Source organism: Mesorhizobium sp. P2_F8, assembly GCF_056403655.1.
This window is the reverse complement of sequence record NZ_JBFUFB010000020.1, coordinates 33,543-54,343: the sequence shown is the minus strand read 5'-3', so window position 1 is coordinate 54,343 and position 20,801 is coordinate 33,543. Positions and strand designations below refer to the sequence as shown.

The following is a 20,801-nucleotide window of genomic DNA, read 5'->3' as shown; positions in this document are numbered from 1 at the left end:
CAGAACTGAGCCTCACCAAAAACTTCTCCGGACCGGTGCGTCCGATTTGGCCTGCTTCGCCGGCTTCGGCGTCGGCAATCCTGCCCTTTGCAATTCTTCGCGTAAACACCGAACTGACATCGCATTGCTGGTCTGACTTCGCTTGCGCCGAGTTCTATCGGACGTCACCGCCGGCCGCAGGCTGACGAGCCTGATAACCGAGGCCGTGCAGAGGCGCTCTGGGTCAACGGCTTTGCACGACGGTCCAGCCTTCAATCGGCTCCTTCACTGCTGGACGGGCATTGACAGTCGCGTTTGCGCCGGAAATAGTAATGAAACGGCGTTGCGATATAATCAACGATTCACGATCGTATCGAACAAGCGTCGCGTATGGACCGATAGGCGGCAAGACAAACGCGGAGGGCTGATGCCTGAAGGCGATCACTTTTCCATCTTGTTCGAGCTTATCCAGATCGGCTTGGAAGCCGCTTTTTGAGGGAGAAAGTCAGTGTCCAAGCAAATTCCCGCACGCGCCGACGTCGTAATTGTCGGGGGTGGAATCGTTGGAACCTCGATTGCCTACCATCTGCCGAAGTTCGGAAAACGTGACGTCGTCTTGCTGGAGCGCAAGAAACTGACATCCGGAACGACTTGGCACGCGGCCGGCATTGTCGGTCGACTGAGGCCATCGAGATCAATGGCTGATTTAGCGAAATATTCGATAGATCTTCTGCGCCGCCTCGAAGAAGAAACCGAGCAATCCACAGGATTCAAGCAGAATGGCGGCTTTATGATCGCCCTCGACGAAAATCGGCTGGAACTCCTGAGGCGCTCCTCTTCCTATGCCCAATATATTGGCGTTCTGGCCCCCATGGTGACGCCAGAAGAACTTCAAGAGGCGTGGCCGCTTCTGAACATTGATGGCATCCTAGGGGCGCTTCATATTCCCGAAAATGGTCAGGTCAATCCTGTGGACTATACCATGGCCCTGGCCAAGGGCGCTCGCCAAGGTGGCGTCAGCATCTTCGAGGATACAAATGTCACTGGACTCCTCAAACGCGGCGATAGGATCGTCGGCGTCGAGACTGATGACGGGCAGATCGAGGCGAACACGGTTGTTCTGGCCTGCGGCATGTGGACTAGGGAACTGGCGCGCAAGGTCGGCGTGGCTGTGCCGCTTCACGCGGCCGAACACTTCTATATGGTTACGGAACCGATCGCCCAGCTCGACTCAAAAACACCCATTCTGGTGATTTCGGAAGAACGATCTTACTACAAGGAGGACGCAGGCAAGCTGCTTGTCGGTATTTTCGAGGAGCGTGGCAAGGCATGGGCCACGCACGGCATTCCAGAGGAATTCGAGTTCGATAGTCTGCCGGGGAACTACGAGCACTACGAAAACGAACTTGCCATGGCAACAAAGCGCGTGCCGCGTCTAGAAAGCGCTGGTGTGCAGACCCTTTTCGTCGGGCCGGAGAGTTTTACCGCAGACGGCCGCTATCTCATAGGGCCGGCCCCCGAGGTCGGCGGATTATTTGTATCAGCTGGCTTCAATTCCAGCGGCATTATGTCATCAGGCGGCATGGGCAAGGTCGTGGCGGAATGGGTTGCCTCAGGCAACAGCCCGGTCGATATGCATGCGTTCGCCCTTACCCGCACAATGCCATTCCAAGCCAATCGCCACTTTATGGCCGAACGAGTGACCGAGTCGATTGGCATCTGGTCAAACATGCCTTGGCCCGGCAAGCAAATGAAGAGCGCTCGCGATGTGCGTCGGATGCCATTGCACCATGAACTGAAAGCGGCTGGTGCGCGCTTTGGTGAGCGCGTCGGCTGGGAAATCCCGCTTTGGTACGCACCCAAGGATTCCAGCGAGTTCCGATACAGATTGGGGCGGCAGGATTGGTATCCGTTTGCGCGCGAAGAAAGCCTGGCTGTCCGCGACAATGTCGCGCTGATTGACCAATCGGCCTATGCCAAATTCGTCATCTCCGGTCCGGATGCACTCCGCGATCTCAACAGGCTCTGCGCAAACGAAATCGACGCACCGGTCGGAAAAGTGGTTTACACAGCTTGGTTGAACGAGAAGGGTGGGTTCGAGGCGGATCTCACGGTCACAAGATTGGCCGAGGATCGCTTCCTGGTCATTTCTGGTTTCGCCGATCAGAGGATCGATCTCGCGTGGTTGGATGCCAATTTGCCGAAAGGCGCGGCGACTGTCGTTCAGGATGTCACAAGTTCTTTTGGTCTCTTGGCTATAATGGGCCCCAAGAGCCGGCAGTTGCTACAGAGTCTGAGCGATTCTGACCTTTCGAACGATGCCCTCAATTTTGGGTATTCCGACGAAATCAACCTGGGACATGTAACAGTTCGCGCTTCTCGCGTGACCTTTGTAGGTGAACTCGGATATGAAATCCTGGTGCCTACCGAGATGTGTGGCTATCTCCACGACCTGATCGTTGGAGCAGGTGCCGGCTTCGGATTGCGCTATGCTGGACTCTATGCGGTAGCGGCGTGTCGCCTGGAGCGCGGATATCGCCTGATGGGCTTGGACATCACTGCCGACGAAACACCGGTTGAGGCCGGTCTCGGCTTCGCGGTGGGCTGGCACAAGGTGGGCGACTTTATCGGCCGGGAAAGGGTCGAGGCGCAGCGGGGACGCCCCCCAGAATCTCGGCTCGTTCAGTTCGCCTTGGAAGGCAACGACGCACCGATCCTGATCGGCAACGAGATCATCTGGCGCAACGGCGATCGGGTGGGCAACATCACCTCCGGTGGCTGGGGCTTTCGCATCGACCGATCGCTCGGCATGGGTTACGTATTCGCCCCCGGCGGTGCTTCTGCTGATTGGCTGAAACAGGGAAGCTTCGAGATCGAGGTGGCAGGTGCGAAGTTTCCTGCCGTGGCTCAATTGGCTCCATTCTACGATCCGACTGGCGAACGGACACGTATGTGAACCCCCAGATGCCACGTTCGAGCAAGATAGAACCGTCGCGATTTGTGGTCGCAGTCCCGGAGAGCGCGATTCTGCGCGATGCACTCGATCATGCTCGAGCGATGGTGAAATCCGCCGGCCACGAAGTGGTTTCACCACGATTGCCACCGGAAGAGTGGGGAGACCTCACTACCCGCGTCGACATTCTGGTGCTGACGCCGCGGGGTCGTTTCCCGGTCGCCTTGATGAAGAAGGCAGGGAGGTTAAGAAGCATTGTTTTTCCGACGATCGGCGTCGATCCACTCGACGTCAAGGCTGCAACGCTCGCCGGTATAGCGGTCGGCCATGGAGCACCGGCTGAGAGTGTCTACAGCATGGCGGAAGCAACGGTGATGCTCATTGCGAGCTTGATGCACCGTGTTGCAGAAAAGCAAACGGTGTTGATGAATGGAAGTTGGCGCGAGCCGTTGGTGCTTGGCCGTATGCTACGAGGAAAGACAGTAGGGCTGGTCGGATTTGGCCGCATCGGTCGAGCGGTGGCTGAGCTTTTGGCGCCGTGGCAGGTGAGAATCCTTGTCGCCGACCCCGCAGTGACGGATGCAGACCTGGACGCGACCGCAGTGCCTCTAACAAATCTCCTTCGTGAGAGCGATGTCGTATCGCTCCACATGACGTTGACCGGTGCCAGTCGTAGCTTGATTGGGAGAGATGAACTTGCTCTGATGAAACCAGGCGCCGTGATCGTCAACACGTCACGAGGCGCGTTGATCGACGAAGATGCGCTGGCAGACGCGCTACAGGCAGGTCGCCTCGGCGGGGCGGCAGTTGACGTCTTCGCAATCGAACCCCTGCCAGCCGAAAGCCGGCTGCGTCATTGTGCCAACGCAATCCTCACGCCGCATAATGCGGGTCACACCGTTGAACTGATGCGCGCACTTACGGAGTCCTTGATCGACAATCTGCACGAATTGCTGGCCGGTAACCCTCCGCGCCATTTGTACAATCAAGAAGTCGCTGCCAATTGGCAAGGGCGCTTCGGCTCGGCAGCGCCCAAACTTCATACAATCGTTGACAGATAAGAACATGGCCCAGCAATCCGATCTGGTGGCGCGGCGCGCCAAACTTTTGGGGGCCAAGTCTCAGCTCTTTTACGCCAATCCGATCCACCTCGTGCGTGGGGAGGGTGTTTGGCTTTTCGACTCGGACGGCAGGCGCTATCTTGACGCTTATAACAATGTGGCCCATGTCGGCCATTGTCATCCGCATGTCGTAGAGGCGATGCATCGACAGGCGTCGCTGCTCAACACCCACACTCGCTATCTGCACACGACCATTCTCGACTATGTCGAACGTTTGACAGCGACGTTCGCTCCGCCGATTTCGACTGCGGTTCTTGCGTGTACCGGCAGCGAGGCGAATGATATCGCGCTACGAATGGCGCAAGCTGTTACCGGGCGCCTGGGCGTTATCGCTACGGACGCGACGTATCATGGAAACACCGCCGCGGTCTCACAGCTAAGCACGCGCATGCCGCCGATCGGCGGCCATGCTCAACATATTCGGCTCGTACCGGCACCGGATAGCCTTAGGCCAGGGGATGGGCAGGAAGGTGAGCGGTTCGCTGCCGACGTCCGCGAAGCTATCGCCTCGCTGCAGGCCGCCGGAATAGGCATGTCGGCCTTGATCGTGTGTCCGATGCTGGCCAATGAGGGATTTCCAAGTTTGGTCAACGGCTTCTTCGATGGCGCCATCGAAGCCGTGCGCTTGGCTGGTGGACTGGTGATCGCCGACGAGGTGCAACCTGGATTTGGTCGCACAGGCACGCATTTCTGGGGCCACCAGCGCGTCGGCTTCCTGCCTGATATCGTAACCATGGGCAAGCCGATGGGTAATGGCCACCCCGTTGCTGGCGTTGCGACATCAGAAGCGATTTTGGCATCGTTTCGCGAGGCCTTCCGCTACTTCAACACTTTCGGCGGCAATCCAGTGTCGTGTGCGGCAGCCAACGCGGTGCTGGACGTGCTAGAGGGCGAGAACCTCATCGACAACGCACAGCGAGTAGGTGAAGCGTCGCTGGCACTGATGCGCCCCTTGACCGAGAGTCATAAGTGCGTCGGCGATATCCGAGGTACGGGGCTGTTTTTCGGGCTGGAGTTGGTCCGTAACCGCGCTATCCGCGACCCAGCGCCTGACTTGGCGACCGCCGTCGTCGATGAAATGCGCGAACGTGGCGTTCTGATAGGCAAGACCGGCATTCACGGCAACGTTCTAAAAATAAGACCACCAATGCCTTTTGGCATTGAGAATGCGACATTCCTCGTTGGTATCCTTGATGAGGTTCTTGCCGACCTTGCCTGCGAGGCGCTCTGATGACCGGGCATCAGAACAACGCCGATGAAGCCGTCGCGATGAAGAATCTGGCTCGTCAGGCGCTGATAGCCTGGGGGGTCGAAGACTGCGATCCAGTATTGCTCAAATACCGGGAGAACGTCGTTTTTCGTGTCGTCATGCCAAGTGGCCTGCCTGCGGCATTGCGTATCCACCGGTTTGGCTACCATTCCGACGCCGCGTTGCGATCGGAGTTGCAGTGGATGAACTACCTGCAAGCCAGTGGCATCCCGACGCCCCGGCCGATTGCAGCTTTGTCGGGTGAGTTGTTCGTGCATGCTCGGACGGAGGCTTCCTCTCAGTCGCGGCAAGTTGACTGCATGTCCTGGGTGGAGGGGCGGCCGCTTGGCCAGAGTGGCGTCCCGCTAAACATGTCAGGTGACGAAGCGAAGCGTTCTTTCTCAGCCTTGGGACGCACGATCGCGCGGATGCACAATCTGACTGAGGCGTGGCCTCTTCCCTGTGATTTTGAAAGGCACGCATGGGACTTCGGAGCTTTCTTCTCCGAAAATCCATTGTGGGGGCCTTTTACCAACTCGCGTCTGCTCGATCATGCCTTGCGTGACCTCGTATCGAAATCTCGGGAAAAGGCGATGGGTGCTTTAGTGGGTTTCGAGAAAAGCGCCAGGACTTTCGGATTGATACATGCAGACCTTGTGCGCGAAAATATTTTGATGAGCGAGGACCACTCGGCCCAAGTCATCGATTTCGATGATTGCGGCTTCGGATGGCGTATGTACGACGTTGCGGTGAGTCTCTATCAGAATCGAGAGGATCCGCTCTATGACGTCATCGAATGCGCATTGCTGGAGGGGTATGCCTCCGAAAGGACGTTGACAGCGCGTGACATCAAGGCACTGCCATTGTTCACCGCCTTACGCGCTTTTGCAATGATAGGGTGGATGCAAAGTCGAGCCGACAGCGATGCGGCGCGTGAGACCGGAGTCAGAATGTCAAAGAAAGCGGCCGAAACGGCAACTTGGTATTTGGATCATGAATAGAAACGACAGGTTGGTTCGCATCGCGGTCATATTGGTTTGTGCGGCTCCGTCCGCACCGTGCCTTTTTCAAAGCCTGCTCTTTCCAACCGCGCGCTCCTGGTCCCATCGCACCATTGCAGCTACTTGACCGAGAGGTTGCGAGGGGACTAGTCACGAGGAGCATTTAAGTCAGGGCGCTATGAAAACGGCAAAGCTTACGATCCGATTGCTTCGAGAATTTAGTGTTCAGCATCCCGAACTCGGGGTCAGCGAACTCGCCCGCCGGCTGGTGCTCGACAAGGCAACAATACATCGACTCCTGCGATCGCTGTGCGAAGAAGGCATTATTGAGCAGAATTTGGCGACCAAGAGGTACCGCCTAGGGTTGGCGATTTTGGATTTGGCGGCTTCGCGTCTTCAGGCGCTTGGCTTTGTTGAGCTCGCCGCAGGCGAGATGCGCAGCCTTCGCGAAGAGGTTGGTGAAAGCGTTGGCCTACATGTACGAGATGGCCGCGATATGGTTTGCGTACACTATAACGAAGCGTCACACCCGCTGACTGTTCGTTTCACTTTGGGTGAGCGATCACCGGTCCACGTCACGGCTACAGGGCTCATCAGTCTCGCGGAGATGTCGGCGCAAGATTCGGCGAGCGTGGTCGAGGAGGCAGCCCGCGCATATCCGGCATTTCCCGCGCCAGACATCAACGATTTTTCGGAGAAGCTGGCCAAGGTACGGCAAGAGCAGCTGTCAGTTGCCGACCAAAGTTACCAGAAAGGCGTGCGGGGAATTGCGGTTCCTATTCGCGATGGGGATGGTTCCCTGATTGCCACGCTTAGCATAGTTGCGCCGGCCAGCCGGCTCTCGACAGTGGAACTGCTTAAACACCGATCAGTGTTAACCGAAACGGCCCGGAGAATTGGTCGTAAAATTCCAGTCGGAATGGAGGTGTTGGCGGCGAACGCGGCGCAGACGTCCTAGTTAAGGCTTTCTAGACAGCGCTTCTACCGCCTTCGCAAGGTAAAATAGCGCCCGTCGTCCAGCGCGATTCATCCGACAACAGGAATAGCGCTGCGCGAGCCATGTCCTGAGGGTGCGCGACATAATTCATCGGGAATGCCTCTGCGAGTTGCTCGCGATCCTCTTCAGATGGCTTCCAAGCATCGAACATTTCCGACCGCGTCGGGCCAGGTGCGATGGCGTTGACGCGAATTCCATCACGGGCATAGTCAAGCGCGGCGCAACGCGTTAGCGCGGTCAAGCCCCACTTGCTGGTAGCGTAGATGCTGTTGCCAGCGGCGCTGATCATGCCAGCAATGGACGAGGCATTGACGATCGACCCACCTCCCGATTGAAGCATAGTTGCGGCCTCGTGTTTCAAGCAAAGGAACACGCCACGCAGGTTGGTTTGCATGACCCGATCGAATTCCTTCACTTGTGCCGTGTGAATTGGCATCCGCGCGCCGCTCACTCCTGCACAGTTGAAAGCGCCATCCAGACGACCGAAACGTTCTGATGCGAAGCGAACGGCGTTCTCCACGGACACTTCATTACATACGTCACAGGCGACCGCGGCAGCCTGCAACCCCTCGGCACGCAATTTGGACATAGCGTCTTCAACACGTTCGGTACGTCGGGCCGCTGCTACGACTTTGGCGCCTTCCCGAGCGAAGAGCTCAGCCGCTGCTGCGCCAATGCCGCTCGAAGCGCCCGTTATGAAAATGACCTTGTCTTGCAGTCGCGTGTAGCAAGTCTCAAGTGGCGGTGGATTGAGATATCCCAAAGAGTTCCTCCGATTTTAGTTCTGTCGCTCGAACCACCCGAACCAGCTTTGCTGGTGCGGCACTCCTGGCGTTGATTTCGCGAGAGAATGCTCGCGGCCGCCGATGCGTTGGCGCACTACGCCGGTGATGGTGTGAACTCCTGTTGATACAGCGTTGACTTATTATCAATGACGTCTCGCGCGCAGAATGTAAATCATGCAATTGTTTAGGGAAAACTTCAGGCGTTCAGCCGGCACGAACGCCGTTCGCATGACGGTTTGGGATTTCGCCAGATAACAGCGCAGCCCCTAAGCCGAGCCCGTGGCAACGCGCCCGACAAAGTGGGCTCGATCCCCCGCCAGCTTTGTTGACACGAACTGCTTTTGACCATAGCGTATCGATATCGACACCGGTGTTGATTTATTTGAAACGAGACAGAATGCGATGAGCCCGGATTTCAAAAACTATGCTGCCTTCATCAAGGCCAACAACGCGCGGCACATTCTGCATCCGATGATTTCGCCTCAGGAGACGGCCAGGTCGGCGCCGTTAATCATCAGCAAGGGCAAGGGCGTGTTCGTCGAGGATATCGACGGACGGTCCTATCTCGATGCGGTCGGCGGTCTCTGGAACGTCAACATCGGCCATGGGCGTGAGGAAGTGAAACACGCAATCGTCGAGCAACTCGACCGCATCGCCTACTACACAACCTTCGGCAAGACCTCGAACCCGCCGCAGATCGAACTGTCGACGCGTCTGAGTGAAATGCTCGCGGCCGAGCAAATGGCCAAGGTGTTATTTTCATCCGGCGGCTCGGACGCAGTCGAGACCGCGCTCAAGCTCGCGCGCCAATATCATAAGCTGACCGGGCAGCCGGAACGCACGAAGTTCTTCTCGTTGAAATACGGCTATCACGGCGTCCATTTCGGCGGATTGTCGGCCGGCGGCAATCCGCCGTTCCGGCAGGCTTTCGAGCCGCTGATGCCTGGTTTCTTTCAGGTCGACAGTCCATTCCTGTACCGCAACCAGTGGACGACCGACCCGCAGGAACTGGGACGGATCTGTGCAGAGCAGTTGGAGCGTGAAATCGTCTATCAGGGCGCCCATACCGTGGCGGCCGTGATCGCCGAACCGATCCAAGGTGCCGGGGGCGTAATTGTCCCCCCAGAGAACTACTGGCCGTTGCTGCGCGATATCTGCGATCGTCATGGTGTGCTTTTGATCGCCGACGAGATCGTCACCGGCTTCGGTCGCACCGGCGAGATGTTCGGATGTCGGCTCTGGGGCGTAAAGCCCGACATCATGTGTTTCGCCAAGGGCATCACGGCAGGCTACATTCCCCTGGGCGCAACAATGGTCAGCGCCAAAGTCGCGGCGGCGTGGGATAACCCGGCCAATCCCGCACCGATCATGCATGGCTATACCTATTCTGGCCACGCGCTGGCCTGTGCGACGGCGACCGCGGTGCTGGACATCGTGGTGCGTGAAAAGCTTTCTGAAAACGCAGCCGCGCGGGGAGTTGAGCTCATGGACGGGCTCAAGGCCGTTGCAGAGCAGTCGACGATCATCGGTGATGTGCGCGGCCGCGGGTTGATGGTGGGCGTGGAACTGGCGCGCGACAAGGATACCAAGAAGTCTTTCGGGCCTGCTGATCCAGAGATGAGGGTTTTTGCCGAGACCTGCCTCACCAAGGGCGTCATCGTTCGGGTCATGGCCAGCAAGGTTATCCTGTCGCCGCCACTGACGATCAACGCCGAGCAGGTCACGACTATCGTCGAGACGATCGGTCAGGCAGTTGCCGCCGTAGAGCGGGTCCAGAAAGCCGCTTGATGAACACGAACCCCGATTTTCAACAACGCATCAATGCGGAAGCCGCCAAGTCCCTTTCGCCGGCCATGTCATTCGTGGACGGAAAGTCCTGTGAGGCCATTAGCGGCCAGCGCATGGACAGCATTTCGCCAATCGACGGACTGAGACTTACCGATTTTCCCGAAGGCGACGCGGCCGATATCGATGTCGCGGTTGAGTCGGCGCGGCGGGCCTTCGCGGGCCGGCGCTGGGTCGGGCTCGGTCGGCGCGAACGCAAGAAAATCCTCCTGGGGTTCGCCGATCTGATCGCCCAGCATCAATTCGAACTGGGTGTTCTGCAATCCAGAGACATGGGCATGCCGGTCGGGATGGCCATCCATATGGATGCCGGCGAAGCTGCCGGCACCATCCGCTGGTATGCCGAGGCGCTCGACAAGCTCAGCGATGAGATGCTGCCGATCTCGGATCGCGAGACCGGGCTCGTCGCCAAGATCGCGCTCGGAGTCGTCGGCGTCATCGTTCCATGGAACTTCCCGTTGATGATCGCAGCCTGGAAGTTGGGTCCGGCGCTGGCCAGTGGCAATTCCGTAGTCCTGAAACCAGCCGAAGACGCCTCGCTGGCGATCATCCGGCTCGCCGAACTTGCCAGTGAAGCAGGGGTACCGGACGGCGTTTTCAATGTAGTGACCGGGCGCGGCGACAAAGCAGGTCGCGCGCTTGCACTCCATCCCGACGTCGACGCGATCGCTTTCACCGGGTCGGGCCGGGTGGGCGGACGGATTCTACGCTACGCAGGCGAAAGCAATCTCAAGCGGGTCAGTCTCGAATGTGGCGGCAAGACCGCCAACATCGTGCTGGCCGACGCACCGGATCTGGAAGAGGCCGCCCAGACCGCCGCTCGCGCTATCTTTCGCAACCAGGGACAAATCTGCAATGCACCGTCCCGCCTCCTGGTTGATACCGCCATTCACGATGACTTCGTCAAGCGCATCACGGAAATCGCCGCAACGCTGAAGACCGGATCCCCGCTTCATCTAGGCAATGATCTCGGCCCGGTGGTCAACGCTCGGCAGCTCGATGGCATTACCCGRGCAATCGCTGTTGCCGAGGGACAGGAGGGCGTGAGCCTGATGCTTGATGGACGCAAGGCGCAACGGCCTTCCGAGGGCTGCTTTATTGGACCGACGATTGCCGTCGGTGTCGAACCCGCCTCGAAGCTGGCGCAGGAGGAAGTGTTCGGGCCGGTGCTCGCCGTAATGTCTTTCACGTCGCTCGATGAAGCCATCGCGATCGCCAATGGCACACGCTACGGCCTTGGTGCCGCTGTCTGGACACGTGACATAGACAAGGCACTCCACGCCAGCGAGCGCCTGCATGCCGGCAGCGTCTTCGTCAACGCCGCCGGAGGCGTGAACATCGAAATGCCGTTCGGTGGCTTCAAGGAGTCCGGCTTCGGTCGCGATCGCTCGCTGCACGCCTTCGACAAGTTCACGGATATCAAGGCGACGCTCATTCGCCGTTCTGCCCGCGCTGTCGGAGCCGTCGTATGATCGTCGCCACGCAACCGGTGAAAGCGACGACTGCAGCCACGGCCTTTCTCGAAGCATTGAAGCGGCGTGGAGTCGACTACCTGTTCGGCAATGCAGGAACGGATTTTGCCGCGATCATCGAGGCCTATGCGACGCATCCCCAGCCATCCGCCCTTCCTCGACCGATCACCGTGCCGCACGAAAATCTTGCGGTGGCCATGGCGCACGGCGCCTATCTTGCCACTGGCAATCCGCAAGCGGTCATGGTGCACGTCAATGTCGGGACGGCTAACGCAATCTGCGGGCTCATCAACGCCTCTCGCGAACAGGTGCCGCTCATCCTTTGTGCCGGCCGCAACCCGATCACCGAAACGGGTTCCCTGGCATCGCGCAACGCTTTCATCCACTGGGCTCAGGAGATGTTCGACCAGGGCGCCATGGTTCGCGAGGTCGTCAAATGGGACTATGAGCTACGTCGGGCAGATCAAACCGACCTTGTCGTCGACCGGGCGATAAGCATTGCCACGGCCCATCCACGTGGTCCGGTCTATCTCACCTTGCCGCGCGAGACCTTTGGCGAACCCGTGTCTGTTGAACCGGCACGGACTTCACCACAGGTGGCGCCGCCCGCTCCTGACGAGAACGCCATCAACATTGCTGCAAAATGGCTGGCTGAAGCGAGGCGTCCACTCATCGTGACCGGCGCGCTTGGTCGTGAGGCGCGCGAACGCCAAGCATTGGCGGCCTTTGCCGGAGCCCACTCGATTGCGGTGGCGGCGCACCGCCCGCGCTTCATGCCGCTTGATATTGATAGTGCAAGCTTCGTTGGTTTCGAACCCGGGCCCTTGGTTGAGGAAGCCGACCTGATCATCGTTGCGTCCTGCGACGTGCCGTGGATTCCCCTGCATCACAGTCCTGGTGCCAGGACGCGCGTGATCCACCTGGCCTTCGATCCGAACTTCTCGCGGTATCCCGTGCGTGGATTTCAGGCCGACCTGGCGATCGATGGCGATGTCGCCACAGCCATGCGTTTGATCCAGGCCGCAAGCCACGCCGAGGCAGATGTGGTCGAGGAAAGGATTGCCTGGCTCGATACCAAGCGGACTGCGTTCAGGACCCTGAGAGAACGAGCCGTAGCCGACGTCGAACTGCCAAGCTATGCTCAAGTGGCACGTTGCCTGGCCGACGTGTCGGGGGAAGGCGACACCATTCTCGCCGAGACGGCATTCCCGACTGAGCTTCTCGCACTCGATGGCGGTGGGGGCTATTTTGGCGCGCCAAGCTCCGGCGGTCTTGGCTGGGCACTCGGCGCGGCTCTCGGAATAAAACTGACCGCGCCGGAAAGACGCGTCATCAGCCTGGTTGGCGACGGCGCCTACATGTTTGGCAACCCGACCCCTGCCCATTTCGTTTCCCGGGCAAATCAATTGCCGACGCTGACCATCATAATGAACAACAGCATGTGGGCAGCAGTTCGGCGCGCCACGCTGTCCGTCTACCCGGACAGCGAAACCAGATTGAACAGAAATGCGGTCTTCACGTATCTCGAGCCAAGTCCCGAATATGAAAAGATCGTCGAAGCATCCGGCGGCTACGGCGAGCGGGTCGAGCAGGCGAAAGACCTGCCGGCAGCGCTTCGCCGTGCCCTGTATGCCGTAGAGCAGGAGGGACGTCAGGCCGTCCTCAACGTGTTGGTTGCCTGAACATAAAACCGGGGAATACTCAACAAAACGGAGGACTAAGAAAATGTTCAAATCTCACATCAAGGCACTGTGTCTCGGCGCCGCTCTGGTCACAGCCACCGCCCTAAGTGTCAGTGCTCAAGAAAAGCAGATCACCGTCGCCAACTTCGGCGGTCTCGTTCAGGACATGGTCCGGGAGCTCTATTTCAGCCCCTTCGCGGCCACTGGCGTGAAGCTGGTGGAAGACAGCCGTGACTATGGCATCGGCGTCATCCGCACCCGCATCGAAGGGGGCAACAACACGTGGGACGTTGTTGCCGCGGAAGATGTCGAGGTGATCCAGGGATGCCAGGAAGGGCTCTTCGAAAAAATCGACTACAGCAAGATCAAGGAAGCCGCCAAGCTGATCCCGGATGCCAAGCTCGATTGCGGCCTTGGTGAGGTACTCTACAACATGTCGATCGCCTACGATCCCGCCAAGACCTCAGAAGCACCTCAAAATTGGGCCGACTTCTGGAACGTCAAAAAATGGCCTGGCAAGAGATCTCTCTATCGCGACCCACGCGATACGCTAGAGGCAGCGCTGCTTGCCGATGGAGTTGCGCCGGCCGACGTCTACAAGACGCTCGCCACGCCGGAAGGCCAAGATCGCGCCTTCGCCAAGGTCAAGGAACTGATGCCCAACATCATCTGGTGGACCAATCCGGGACAGTCGCGGCAGTTTCTGGCAAGCGGCGAGGCGGTGTTCATTGCCACCTACGACAGCGGTATCAACGCCACCAATCTCGGCGAAGGGCTTAAGAACAAGGTCGTCAACAACAATTCGATCCGCCACATCGACTACTGGGCGATCCCGAAGGGGGCGAAGAATCTCGATACGGCCTATAGCTTCCTGAATTTCGCGACCGAAGCGGAGAGACAGGCGCAACTGGCATCCAAGATGGGGATCTCGGTTCCGAACACCGATGCTCTGCCCTTGGTCAAGCCGGAAGTGCTGCCGTTGTTGTCGGCCAATCCTGACAACATCAAGACGGCGATCCAGTCCAATGCAAGCTTCTGGCTGGACAATTACGATGCGCTGAACCAGCGCATGACGACCCTCATCGGCCAATGATAGAATGACACAGTATGGGCGCCTCCACAGGGTGCCCATACTGTGTGCATGTTCGGTTTCATGTTTACCAACCTCGCAAAGATAGCGGCCCCTCTCAGGCGGCTCGGGAACGCGCAGGCCCTTATCCTGGTCGCGCCGCTGTTCCTTTTCCTGCTCGTCACGTTCTTCGTGCCGATAGCGGCGACGCTGTGGCAGAGCGTTTCGGATCCGCTGGCCCGGCAGGCACTTCCGCGCACGATTGCCGCTCTTGGCGAGTTCGACGGAAGTTCGCTGCCGGACAGCCCAGCATTCGCCGGCTTGCAGCACGACCTAAAAACCACCGCTCCGGAAACACTGGCCAAGGCTGCCGTCCGCATCAATTCGGATCTGCCGGGTTTCCGGTCACTTCTGTTCAAGACGGTCACCGCCGTGTCGGCCGAGCCCGCTACGCTGACGGGGCCGGACTTCGTCGCCATCGACGCGCGATGGGGCCAGATCGCGACGTGGGCGGCAATCAAGCGCGCCGGCGGTCCGCTGACGGACGCCAACCTACTTGCCGCGCTCGACTTGAAGCGCACCGATCAGGGCGCTATCGCCAAGGTGGCGCCTGACAAGGCGCTTTTCGTCGGCATGCTTGTCCGTACGGTGGTCATGGCCGCCTGGGTGACACTCATGTGCCTGATCGTCGGCTTCCCGCTCGCCTATTTCATAGCCAGCTCACCGCCACGGCGGGCCGGATTTCTGATGATCTTTATTCTCCTGCCGCTGTGGACATCCATACTCGTGCGAACCCTGTCCTGGACCGTCCTCCTGCAACGCGAGGGCATCGTCAACGCCGTGCTTGCGGGGCTCGGTGCAGGTGGCGCGCCGTTCGACCTCATGTTTAACCGTATGGCAGTCTATGTCGGAATGACGCACATTCTGCTGCCGTTCATGGTCCTTGCCATCTTCAGCGTCATGAAAGCGTTCCCCGACGGCTATCTGAGGGCGGCATCCTCGCTGGGTGCCAAGCCGTTCACGGTGTTTCGCCGCGTCTACCTGCCCCTGGTTATGCCTGGCGTGGTGTCCGGCTGCCTTCTCGTCTTCATCCAGGCTCTCGGCGCCTATATTACGCCGGTGCTGCTCGGCAATCCGAACGACCAGACGATCGCGCCGATCATCGCCTTTTACGTGACGAAGAGTTCCAATTGGGGGCTGGCTGCAGCTCTCTCGCTGATACTCCTTGTAGCAATCGTGCTGCTGTCCAGTGTCTATCGCTCGATTGCTGGCGGCAAAACAGTCGGGGTGGTCTGACCATGGCACACGGCATCCGGGCCACGCCACTGCAGATTGCCTGCCGATGGGGAGTTCCTGTCGTAGCCACGCTCGCCTGCATATTTCTTGTCGCCCCGATCCTGATTTTCCTGCCGCTGTCCTTCAACTCCGGCAGCTTCTTTCGCTTCCCCCTCGATGGGTTGAGCTTGCGCTGGTATCAGGATCTGTTCACCTCACCCTTCTGGATCCGCTCTCTTTTCAACTCATTGCTGGTCGGCGCGTGTGCGACGGCGCTTGCCATGGCTCTGGGCGCGCCAGCGGCCTTCGGCCTGTGGAAAGCGACGTTCCGCGGCAAGAGCCTGCTGGTCGGACTGCTGATCTCGCCCATGATGGTGCCCGTCATCATCACCGGCGTTTCTGTCTACTACGCGTCGGCACCGTTCCTGCTCAACAACACCTATATCGGACTCATTCTGGCGCATACGGCGATCGCGGTGCCCTTCGTCATCGTGACGGTCTCGGCCAGTCTTTCTGGATTCAATCCGGATTATCTGCGTGCCGGTGCCAGCCTCGGCGCGCCGCCCTTGCTCATCTTCCGCAGGATCACCTTGCCACTCATTCTTCCGGGCGTGGTCAGCGGCGCACTGTTTGCATTTTCCGCTTCGTTCGATGACGTCGTCATCGCGCTGTTCATGGCCGGACCCGAACAGCGCACCCTGCCGCGCCAGATGCTCACCGCCAGTGTCGACGGCTTTCGCCTTACGATCACGGCGGCTGCCTCGCTGATGATCCTGATTTCGGTCGCTTTAATGGCTGTGATCCTGATGCTGCAGCGTCGCAGCCGGCGTCTGGCGGCGACGATCGCCTGATCACTTCAATCCCATAGGTATTCATTCGCAATGACACGAACGATAGAAACACAGGTGCTTGTCGTCGGCGGCGGCCCGGTCGGCCTCACCCTCGGCATGGATCTCGCGTCGCGCGGCGTGGAGACGCTGGTGGTGGAAATGCGGCATGAGGGGGAGCCGCCGAGTGTCAAATGCAATCACATAGCAGCTCGTTCGATGGAGATTTTCCGCCGCTTGGGCGTTGCCGGAAAGCTGCGGCAAACCGGCTTGCCGGCCGACTATTCCAACGACATTTCCTACCGAGTGAGCTTCACCGGCAAGGAATTGTCGCGCATCGAAATTCCGTGCCGGAAGGACCGCTATACGGCGACCGGCGGCCCTGACACATGGTGGCCGACGCCGGAGCCGCCGCACCGGATCAACCAAATCTATATCGAACCGGTGCTGTTCGCCCATGCCGCGGCGATGCCGAATCTCTCCTTGCTCAACCGTGTCCAGATCAATGATTTCACCCAGGATGACGATGGCGTTCAGGCAACGGGGCGGCTGCTCGATACGGGCGAGACCATCTCCATTCGCGCTCGCTATATGGTTGGCTGCGATGGCTCGCGTTCCGGCGTGCGTAAGGCGATTGGCGCCAAGCTTTCCGGTACGGCGGTCGTGCAGCGCGTCCAGTCCACTTATATCAGAGCGCCGTCGCTGCTGTCGCTCAGCAACCTGAAGCCCGCTTGGGCGACATTCTCCCTCAACCCGCAGCGTTCCGGCAATGTCTATGCGATCGACGGCAAGGAGAAGTGGCTGGTTCACAACTATCTCAGGCCGGGCGAGGAAGACTTTGAAGCCATCGACCGCGACTGGGCGTTGCGAACCATCCTCGGCGTCGGTCCTGATTTCGCGTACGAAATTCTTAGCAAGGAAGACTGGATCGGTCGGCGCCTGGTAGCCGACAAGTTCCGCGACAGGCGCGTCTTCATCTGCGGCGACGCGGCCCATCTATGGGTGCCGATGGCCGGGTACGGCATGAATGCCGGCATCGCAGACGCTGCAAACCTCGCCTGGCTGCTCGCCGCTCACCTGAACGGCTGGGCGCCGGCATCCATTGTTGACGCCCATGAGAAAGAGCGGCTGCCCATCACCGAGCAGGTGTCGCATTTTGCGATGAACCATGCGCTGGCGTTGTCGAAGCAACGCGGCGACATTCCTGACAACATCGATGATGACGACGCCGAGGGCCAGCGAGCAAGAGCCGCGCTTGGCAAACTCGCCTATGACCTCAACGTTCAGCAATATTGCTGCGGCGGGCTGAACTTTGGCTATTTTTATGACCAATCCCCCATCATCGCCTATGACGGAGAAAAACCACCTGCCTACGGCATGGCCGACTTCACACCGTCCACGGTTCCGGGCTGCCGGACCCCTCACGTCTGGCTCGACGATGGCCGCTCGCTCTACGACGCGATGGGTCCCGATTACACGCTGCTTCGCTTTGATCCTTCGATTGACGTGACCACATTCTTGGCCGCAGCGAACGCGATCGCTGTTCCTGTCCGGTTGCTCGATGTCACGGCGGAGGACGCTGCTGGCGTCTACGACAAGGCCTTGGTCCTCTCGCGGCCCGACCAGCATGTCGCCTGGCGGGGTGATACCGCACCGACTGATCCGCTCGGTCTTATCCAGCTTATTTGCGGAATGGCCATACAGCACGAGGCAGCATGACCAACAACCCTCAGAGGACCGTTTCAGCGGTTCAATCCTATCCCGATCTGCGCTTACTGATCGGCGGCGAATGGCATGAGCGAGGCGATCGTGAGTCAATACCGGTCTTCAATCCCGCGACCGAGGCCGTTCTTGGCAACCTGCCCGTGGCAACTCAGGCCGACATGGATGCCGCTCTAGCGGCGGCGGCAACCGGCTTCGAGCTATGGCGGAGACGTTCGCCCCTTGACCGTTCCGATATCATCCGCCGCGCGGCCGCAATCGTTCGGGAAAGGGGTGAGAGCATCGCGCGTCTGATCACGCTCGAAGAAGGCAAACCTCTGGCCGAGGCCCGTATCGAGGCGGAAGCCGCTGCGCAGACTCTGGAATGGTTTGCCGAGGAGGGGCGCCGGGCTTACGGCAGGATCATACCCTCGCGCATCGAAGGGATGCAGCAATTCGTGGTCAAGGAACCAGTCGGCCCGGTGCTGGCGATCGCGCCCTGGAATTTTCCAGCCGTCAATCCGGCCAGAAAGCTGGGCGCGGCATTGGCCGCGGGTTGCTCGTGCATTCTCAAACCACCCGAAGAAGCGCCAGCCAGTGCCATGTCGATCGTCCAGGCGCTGGACGATGCAGGGATTCCCAAGGGCGTGATATCAATGCTGTTCGGTATACCTGCCGAGATTTCATCGTATCTGATCGCCTCCCCGATCATACGCAAGGTATCGTTCACCGGTTCGGTGCCAGTCGGAAAACATCTGATGGCGCTCTGCGCCGCAGGCATGAAGCGGACAACGATGGAACTCGGCGGCCACGGTTCGGTCATTGTCGACCGTGATGTCGACATCGATGCCGTCGTGCGGCTTTCAGCGATGGCGAAATATCGCAATGCCGGCCAAGTGTGCGTGTCGCCGACCCGCTTTTATGTCCACAAGGCGATCTATGTTGAGTTTGTCGAACGCTTCGCTGCCATTGCGGATGGCGTTGTGGTCGGCGATGGCTTCCTGGAAGATACGGCCATGGGACCTCTTGCCCATTCGAGACGCGGGTCTGCGCTGGATGAACTCGTGGCCGATGCCGAAAAGCACGGGGCTAACCTGCGTGCCGGCGGCCATCGGCGTAACAGCCCCGGTTACTTCTTTTCACCGACGGTGTTGTGCGATGTATCAGAACATGCGCGTGTCATGAATGAGGAACCGTTTGGCCCCGTGGCTCTGATCAATCCGATCGACTCGATCGAAAGTGGAATCAAGCAGGCCAATCGGCTTCCCTACGGTCTGGCCAGCTATGGTTTCGGCGCGACCGCAGACGCGGCGAAGGCATTTTCCAGCGGGCTCGAAACGGGGATGGTCGGGATCAACAGCTTTACCATTTCCTTTCCCGAGACGCCGTTTCTGGGCATTAAGGACAGCGGACACGGGGCCGAAAACGGTGTCGAAGGCCTTGAGACCTGTCTCGTCAGCAAATTCGTGAGCCAGATATGATGAGCGACTTGTCGGCAAATCCCGCGCGAGCCCATGACGAGACCGCACTGGTCCGGTTCATCAATGTACAGAAATCGTATGGAGGCCTTGGCCTCGTCGTCAAAAACCTCAACCTCGACGTACTCAGGGGCGAATTCCTCACCTTGCTCGGCCCGTCGGGCTCCGGCAAGACGACCACTCTGATGATGCTTGCTGGCTTTCAGGATGCCACCTCAGGAGAAATCCTGCTGGACGGACGGCCAGTGACCCAGACGCCGCCGCATGAGCGCGGCATCGGCATGGTGTTCCAGAGCTATGCACTGTTCCCGCACATGACCGTGGCACAGAATCTCGCCTTTCCCCTTGAGGTGCGCCGCGTCGCCAAGGCCGACATCGCCAACCGGGTCAAACGCGCGCTCGAGATGGTTGAGCTGCCCAATTTCGCAGGGCGACGCCCCTCGCAGCTTTCCGGCGGCCAGCAGCAGCGCGTCGCGCTGGCGCGGGCACTCATCTTCGAGCCGACAGTGGTTCTGATGGATGAACCGCTGGGCGCGTTGGACAAGCATTTGCGAGAGCAGATGCAATACGAAATCAAGGCGCTGCATGATCGTCTCGGCATCACAATGATCTACGTGACCCACGACCAATCCGAAGCCCTGACCATGTCGGACCGGATAGCCGTGTTCAAGGATGGCATCATCCAGCAGCTTTCGACACCGCAGGACCTCTATGAACGTCCCGCCAACGCGTTCGTCGCCCGGTTCATTGGTGAGAACAATACGCTGATAGGGAAGGTCGCCAAGTCCGGCAAGGACGGACTGTACGATGTTGCCTTGTCAGGCGGTGGCGTTGTGCGTGCAGTCGCCGATGAGTCTCTCGCGCCAGGCGATAGCGTGATAATTTCGGTCCGCCCGGAACGCTGTCTATTGGGCCATGACTTTCCAGACCCGATGAACCAATTCGATGGCAAGGTGCTCGATACGATTTATCACGGCGACCATATTCGGGTGAAAGTTCACGCGGCGGGCTCGGAGAACTTCATCATTAAGACAGTCAACGCAAGATCCGACCTGCCACTGCGGCCTGGCGTTGATGTGAAGATAGGCTGGGACCCAAAAGACTGCCGCGCCTTTCGGTGAGGTCTCTGTCAGCAAGCCACCGTCGTTCTTCGCTTCGACTAACAGCAATGTCTCCCCAGCATTTAATCAAAGCACGGGTAGAGGCACGCGTATCGGATGCAAGGCGTGCGCCCAGGAAGTCCGCACTTTGTCCGGGCTTCAATTTCTCTCGCTCGTTAACGATCGGCCATATTCAAGTCCAGGTGCTGGGACTCCGAACGATCTCCGTCCGTTCATGCGGCGATTGGCGGCAAATACGCGTCATTC

Annotated in this window: 15 protein-coding genes; 14 read left to right on the top strand and 1 reads right to left on the bottom strand. The window is 59.2% G+C overall.

Annotation, left to right across the window (positions count from 1 at the left end):
• The first annotated feature begins 487 nt into the window (after positions 1–487).
• From AC1DZP_RS31625 to AC1DZP_RS31605, 5 genes are all read left to right on the top strand, one after another.
• Positions 488–2,935: an FAD-dependent oxidoreductase gene (locus tag AC1DZP_RS31625; protein WP_477307797.1), complete on the top strand. Its 2,448-nt coding sequence runs from the start codon at positions 488–490 to the stop codon at positions 2,933–2,935.
• A gap of 8 nt (positions 2,936–2,943) precedes the next feature.
• Positions 2,944–3,993, top strand: a complete 1,050-nt coding sequence (locus AC1DZP_RS31620) for an NAD(P)-dependent oxidoreductase (protein ID WP_477307795.1) — start codon at positions 2,944–2,946, stop codon at positions 3,991–3,993.
• Positions 3,994–3,997: 4 nt separating this feature from the next.
• On the top strand, positions 3,998–5,284 hold the full coding sequence (locus AC1DZP_RS31615; RefSeq protein WP_477307793.1) for an aminotransferase class III-fold pyridoxal phosphate-dependent enzyme: 1,287 nt from the start codon (positions 3,998–4,000) through the stop codon (positions 5,282–5,284).
• On the top strand, positions 5,284–6,303 hold the full coding sequence (locus AC1DZP_RS31610) for a phosphotransferase enzyme family protein (RefSeq protein ID WP_477307791.1): 1,020 nt from the start codon (positions 5,284–5,286) through the stop codon (positions 6,301–6,303). Before AC1DZP_RS31615 ends, AC1DZP_RS31610 begins: the two co-directional genes overlap by 1 nt.
• Positions 6,304–6,481: 178 nt before the next feature.
• A complete protein-coding gene (locus AC1DZP_RS31605) occupies positions 6,482–7,261 on the top strand; it encodes an IclR family transcriptional regulator (protein WP_477307789.1) in 780 nt (259 codons plus the stop codon).
• Between the two features lie 10 nt (positions 7,262–7,271).
• Here AC1DZP_RS31605 and AC1DZP_RS31600 read toward each other — a convergent pair whose 3' ends face one another.
• Positions 7,272–8,063 (bottom strand): SDR family NAD(P)-dependent oxidoreductase, encoded by a 792-nt coding sequence (locus tag AC1DZP_RS31600; RefSeq protein ID WP_477307787.1) that lies wholly within the window; start codon positions 8,061–8,063, stop codon positions 7,272–7,274.
• Positions 8,064–8,487: 424 nt separating this feature from the next.
• Between AC1DZP_RS31600 and AC1DZP_RS31595 the strand changes: the two genes are divergently transcribed.
• Genes AC1DZP_RS31595 through AC1DZP_RS31555 form a run of 9 tightly spaced genes read left to right on the top strand, consistent with a single transcriptional unit; the run spans position 8,488 to position 20,555 of the window.
• Positions 8,488–9,873, top strand: coding sequence for an aminotransferase class III-fold pyridoxal phosphate-dependent enzyme (locus tag AC1DZP_RS31595; RefSeq protein WP_126070425.1), 1,386 nt, complete (start codon positions 8,488–8,490; stop codon positions 9,871–9,873).
• Positions 9,873–11,402: an aldehyde dehydrogenase family protein gene (locus AC1DZP_RS31590; protein WP_477307785.1), complete on the top strand. Its 1,530-nt coding sequence runs from the start codon at positions 9,873–9,875 to the stop codon at positions 11,400–11,402. Before AC1DZP_RS31595 ends, AC1DZP_RS31590 begins: the two co-directional genes overlap by 1 nt.
• Positions 11,399–13,084 (top strand): thiamine pyrophosphate-requiring protein, encoded by a 1,686-nt coding sequence (locus AC1DZP_RS31585; protein ID WP_477307784.1) that lies wholly within the window; start codon positions 11,399–11,401, stop codon positions 13,082–13,084. Before AC1DZP_RS31590 ends, AC1DZP_RS31585 begins: the two co-directional genes overlap by 4 nt.
• A 43-nt stretch (positions 13,085–13,127) precedes the next feature.
• A complete protein-coding gene (locus AC1DZP_RS31580; RefSeq protein ID WP_126070422.1) occupies positions 13,128–14,177 on the top strand; it encodes an ABC transporter substrate-binding protein in 1,050 nt (349 codons plus the stop codon).
• A 60-nt stretch (positions 14,178–14,237) separates the two neighbouring features.
• On the top strand, positions 14,238–15,449 hold the full coding sequence (locus AC1DZP_RS31575) for an ABC transporter permease (RefSeq protein ID WP_477307782.1): 1,212 nt from the start codon (positions 14,238–14,240) through the stop codon (positions 15,447–15,449).
• A 2-nt stretch (positions 15,450–15,451) separates the two neighbouring features.
• Positions 15,452–16,279 carry an ABC transporter permease gene (locus tag AC1DZP_RS31570; RefSeq protein WP_477307780.1) on the top strand — a complete coding sequence of 276 codons (828 nt, stop codon included), beginning with the start codon at positions 15,452–15,454 and terminating at the stop codon, positions 16,277–16,279.
• A 30-nt stretch (positions 16,280–16,309) separates the two neighbouring features.
• Positions 16,310–17,974, top strand: a complete 1,665-nt coding sequence (locus AC1DZP_RS31565; protein ID WP_477307778.1) for an FAD-dependent oxidoreductase — start codon at positions 16,310–16,312, stop codon at positions 17,972–17,974.
• On the top strand, positions 17,971–19,437 hold the full coding sequence (locus tag AC1DZP_RS31560; RefSeq protein WP_477307776.1) for an NAD-dependent succinate-semialdehyde dehydrogenase: 1,467 nt from the start codon (positions 17,971–17,973) through the stop codon (positions 19,435–19,437). Before AC1DZP_RS31565 ends, AC1DZP_RS31560 begins: the two co-directional genes overlap by 4 nt.
• Entirely contained in the window at positions 19,434–20,555 is a 1,122-nt protein-coding gene (locus AC1DZP_RS31555) for an ABC transporter ATP-binding protein (RefSeq protein ID WP_477307774.1), read from the top strand. Before AC1DZP_RS31560 ends, AC1DZP_RS31555 begins: the two co-directional genes overlap by 4 nt.
• The last annotated feature ends 246 nt before the right edge of the window (positions 20,556–20,801 follow it).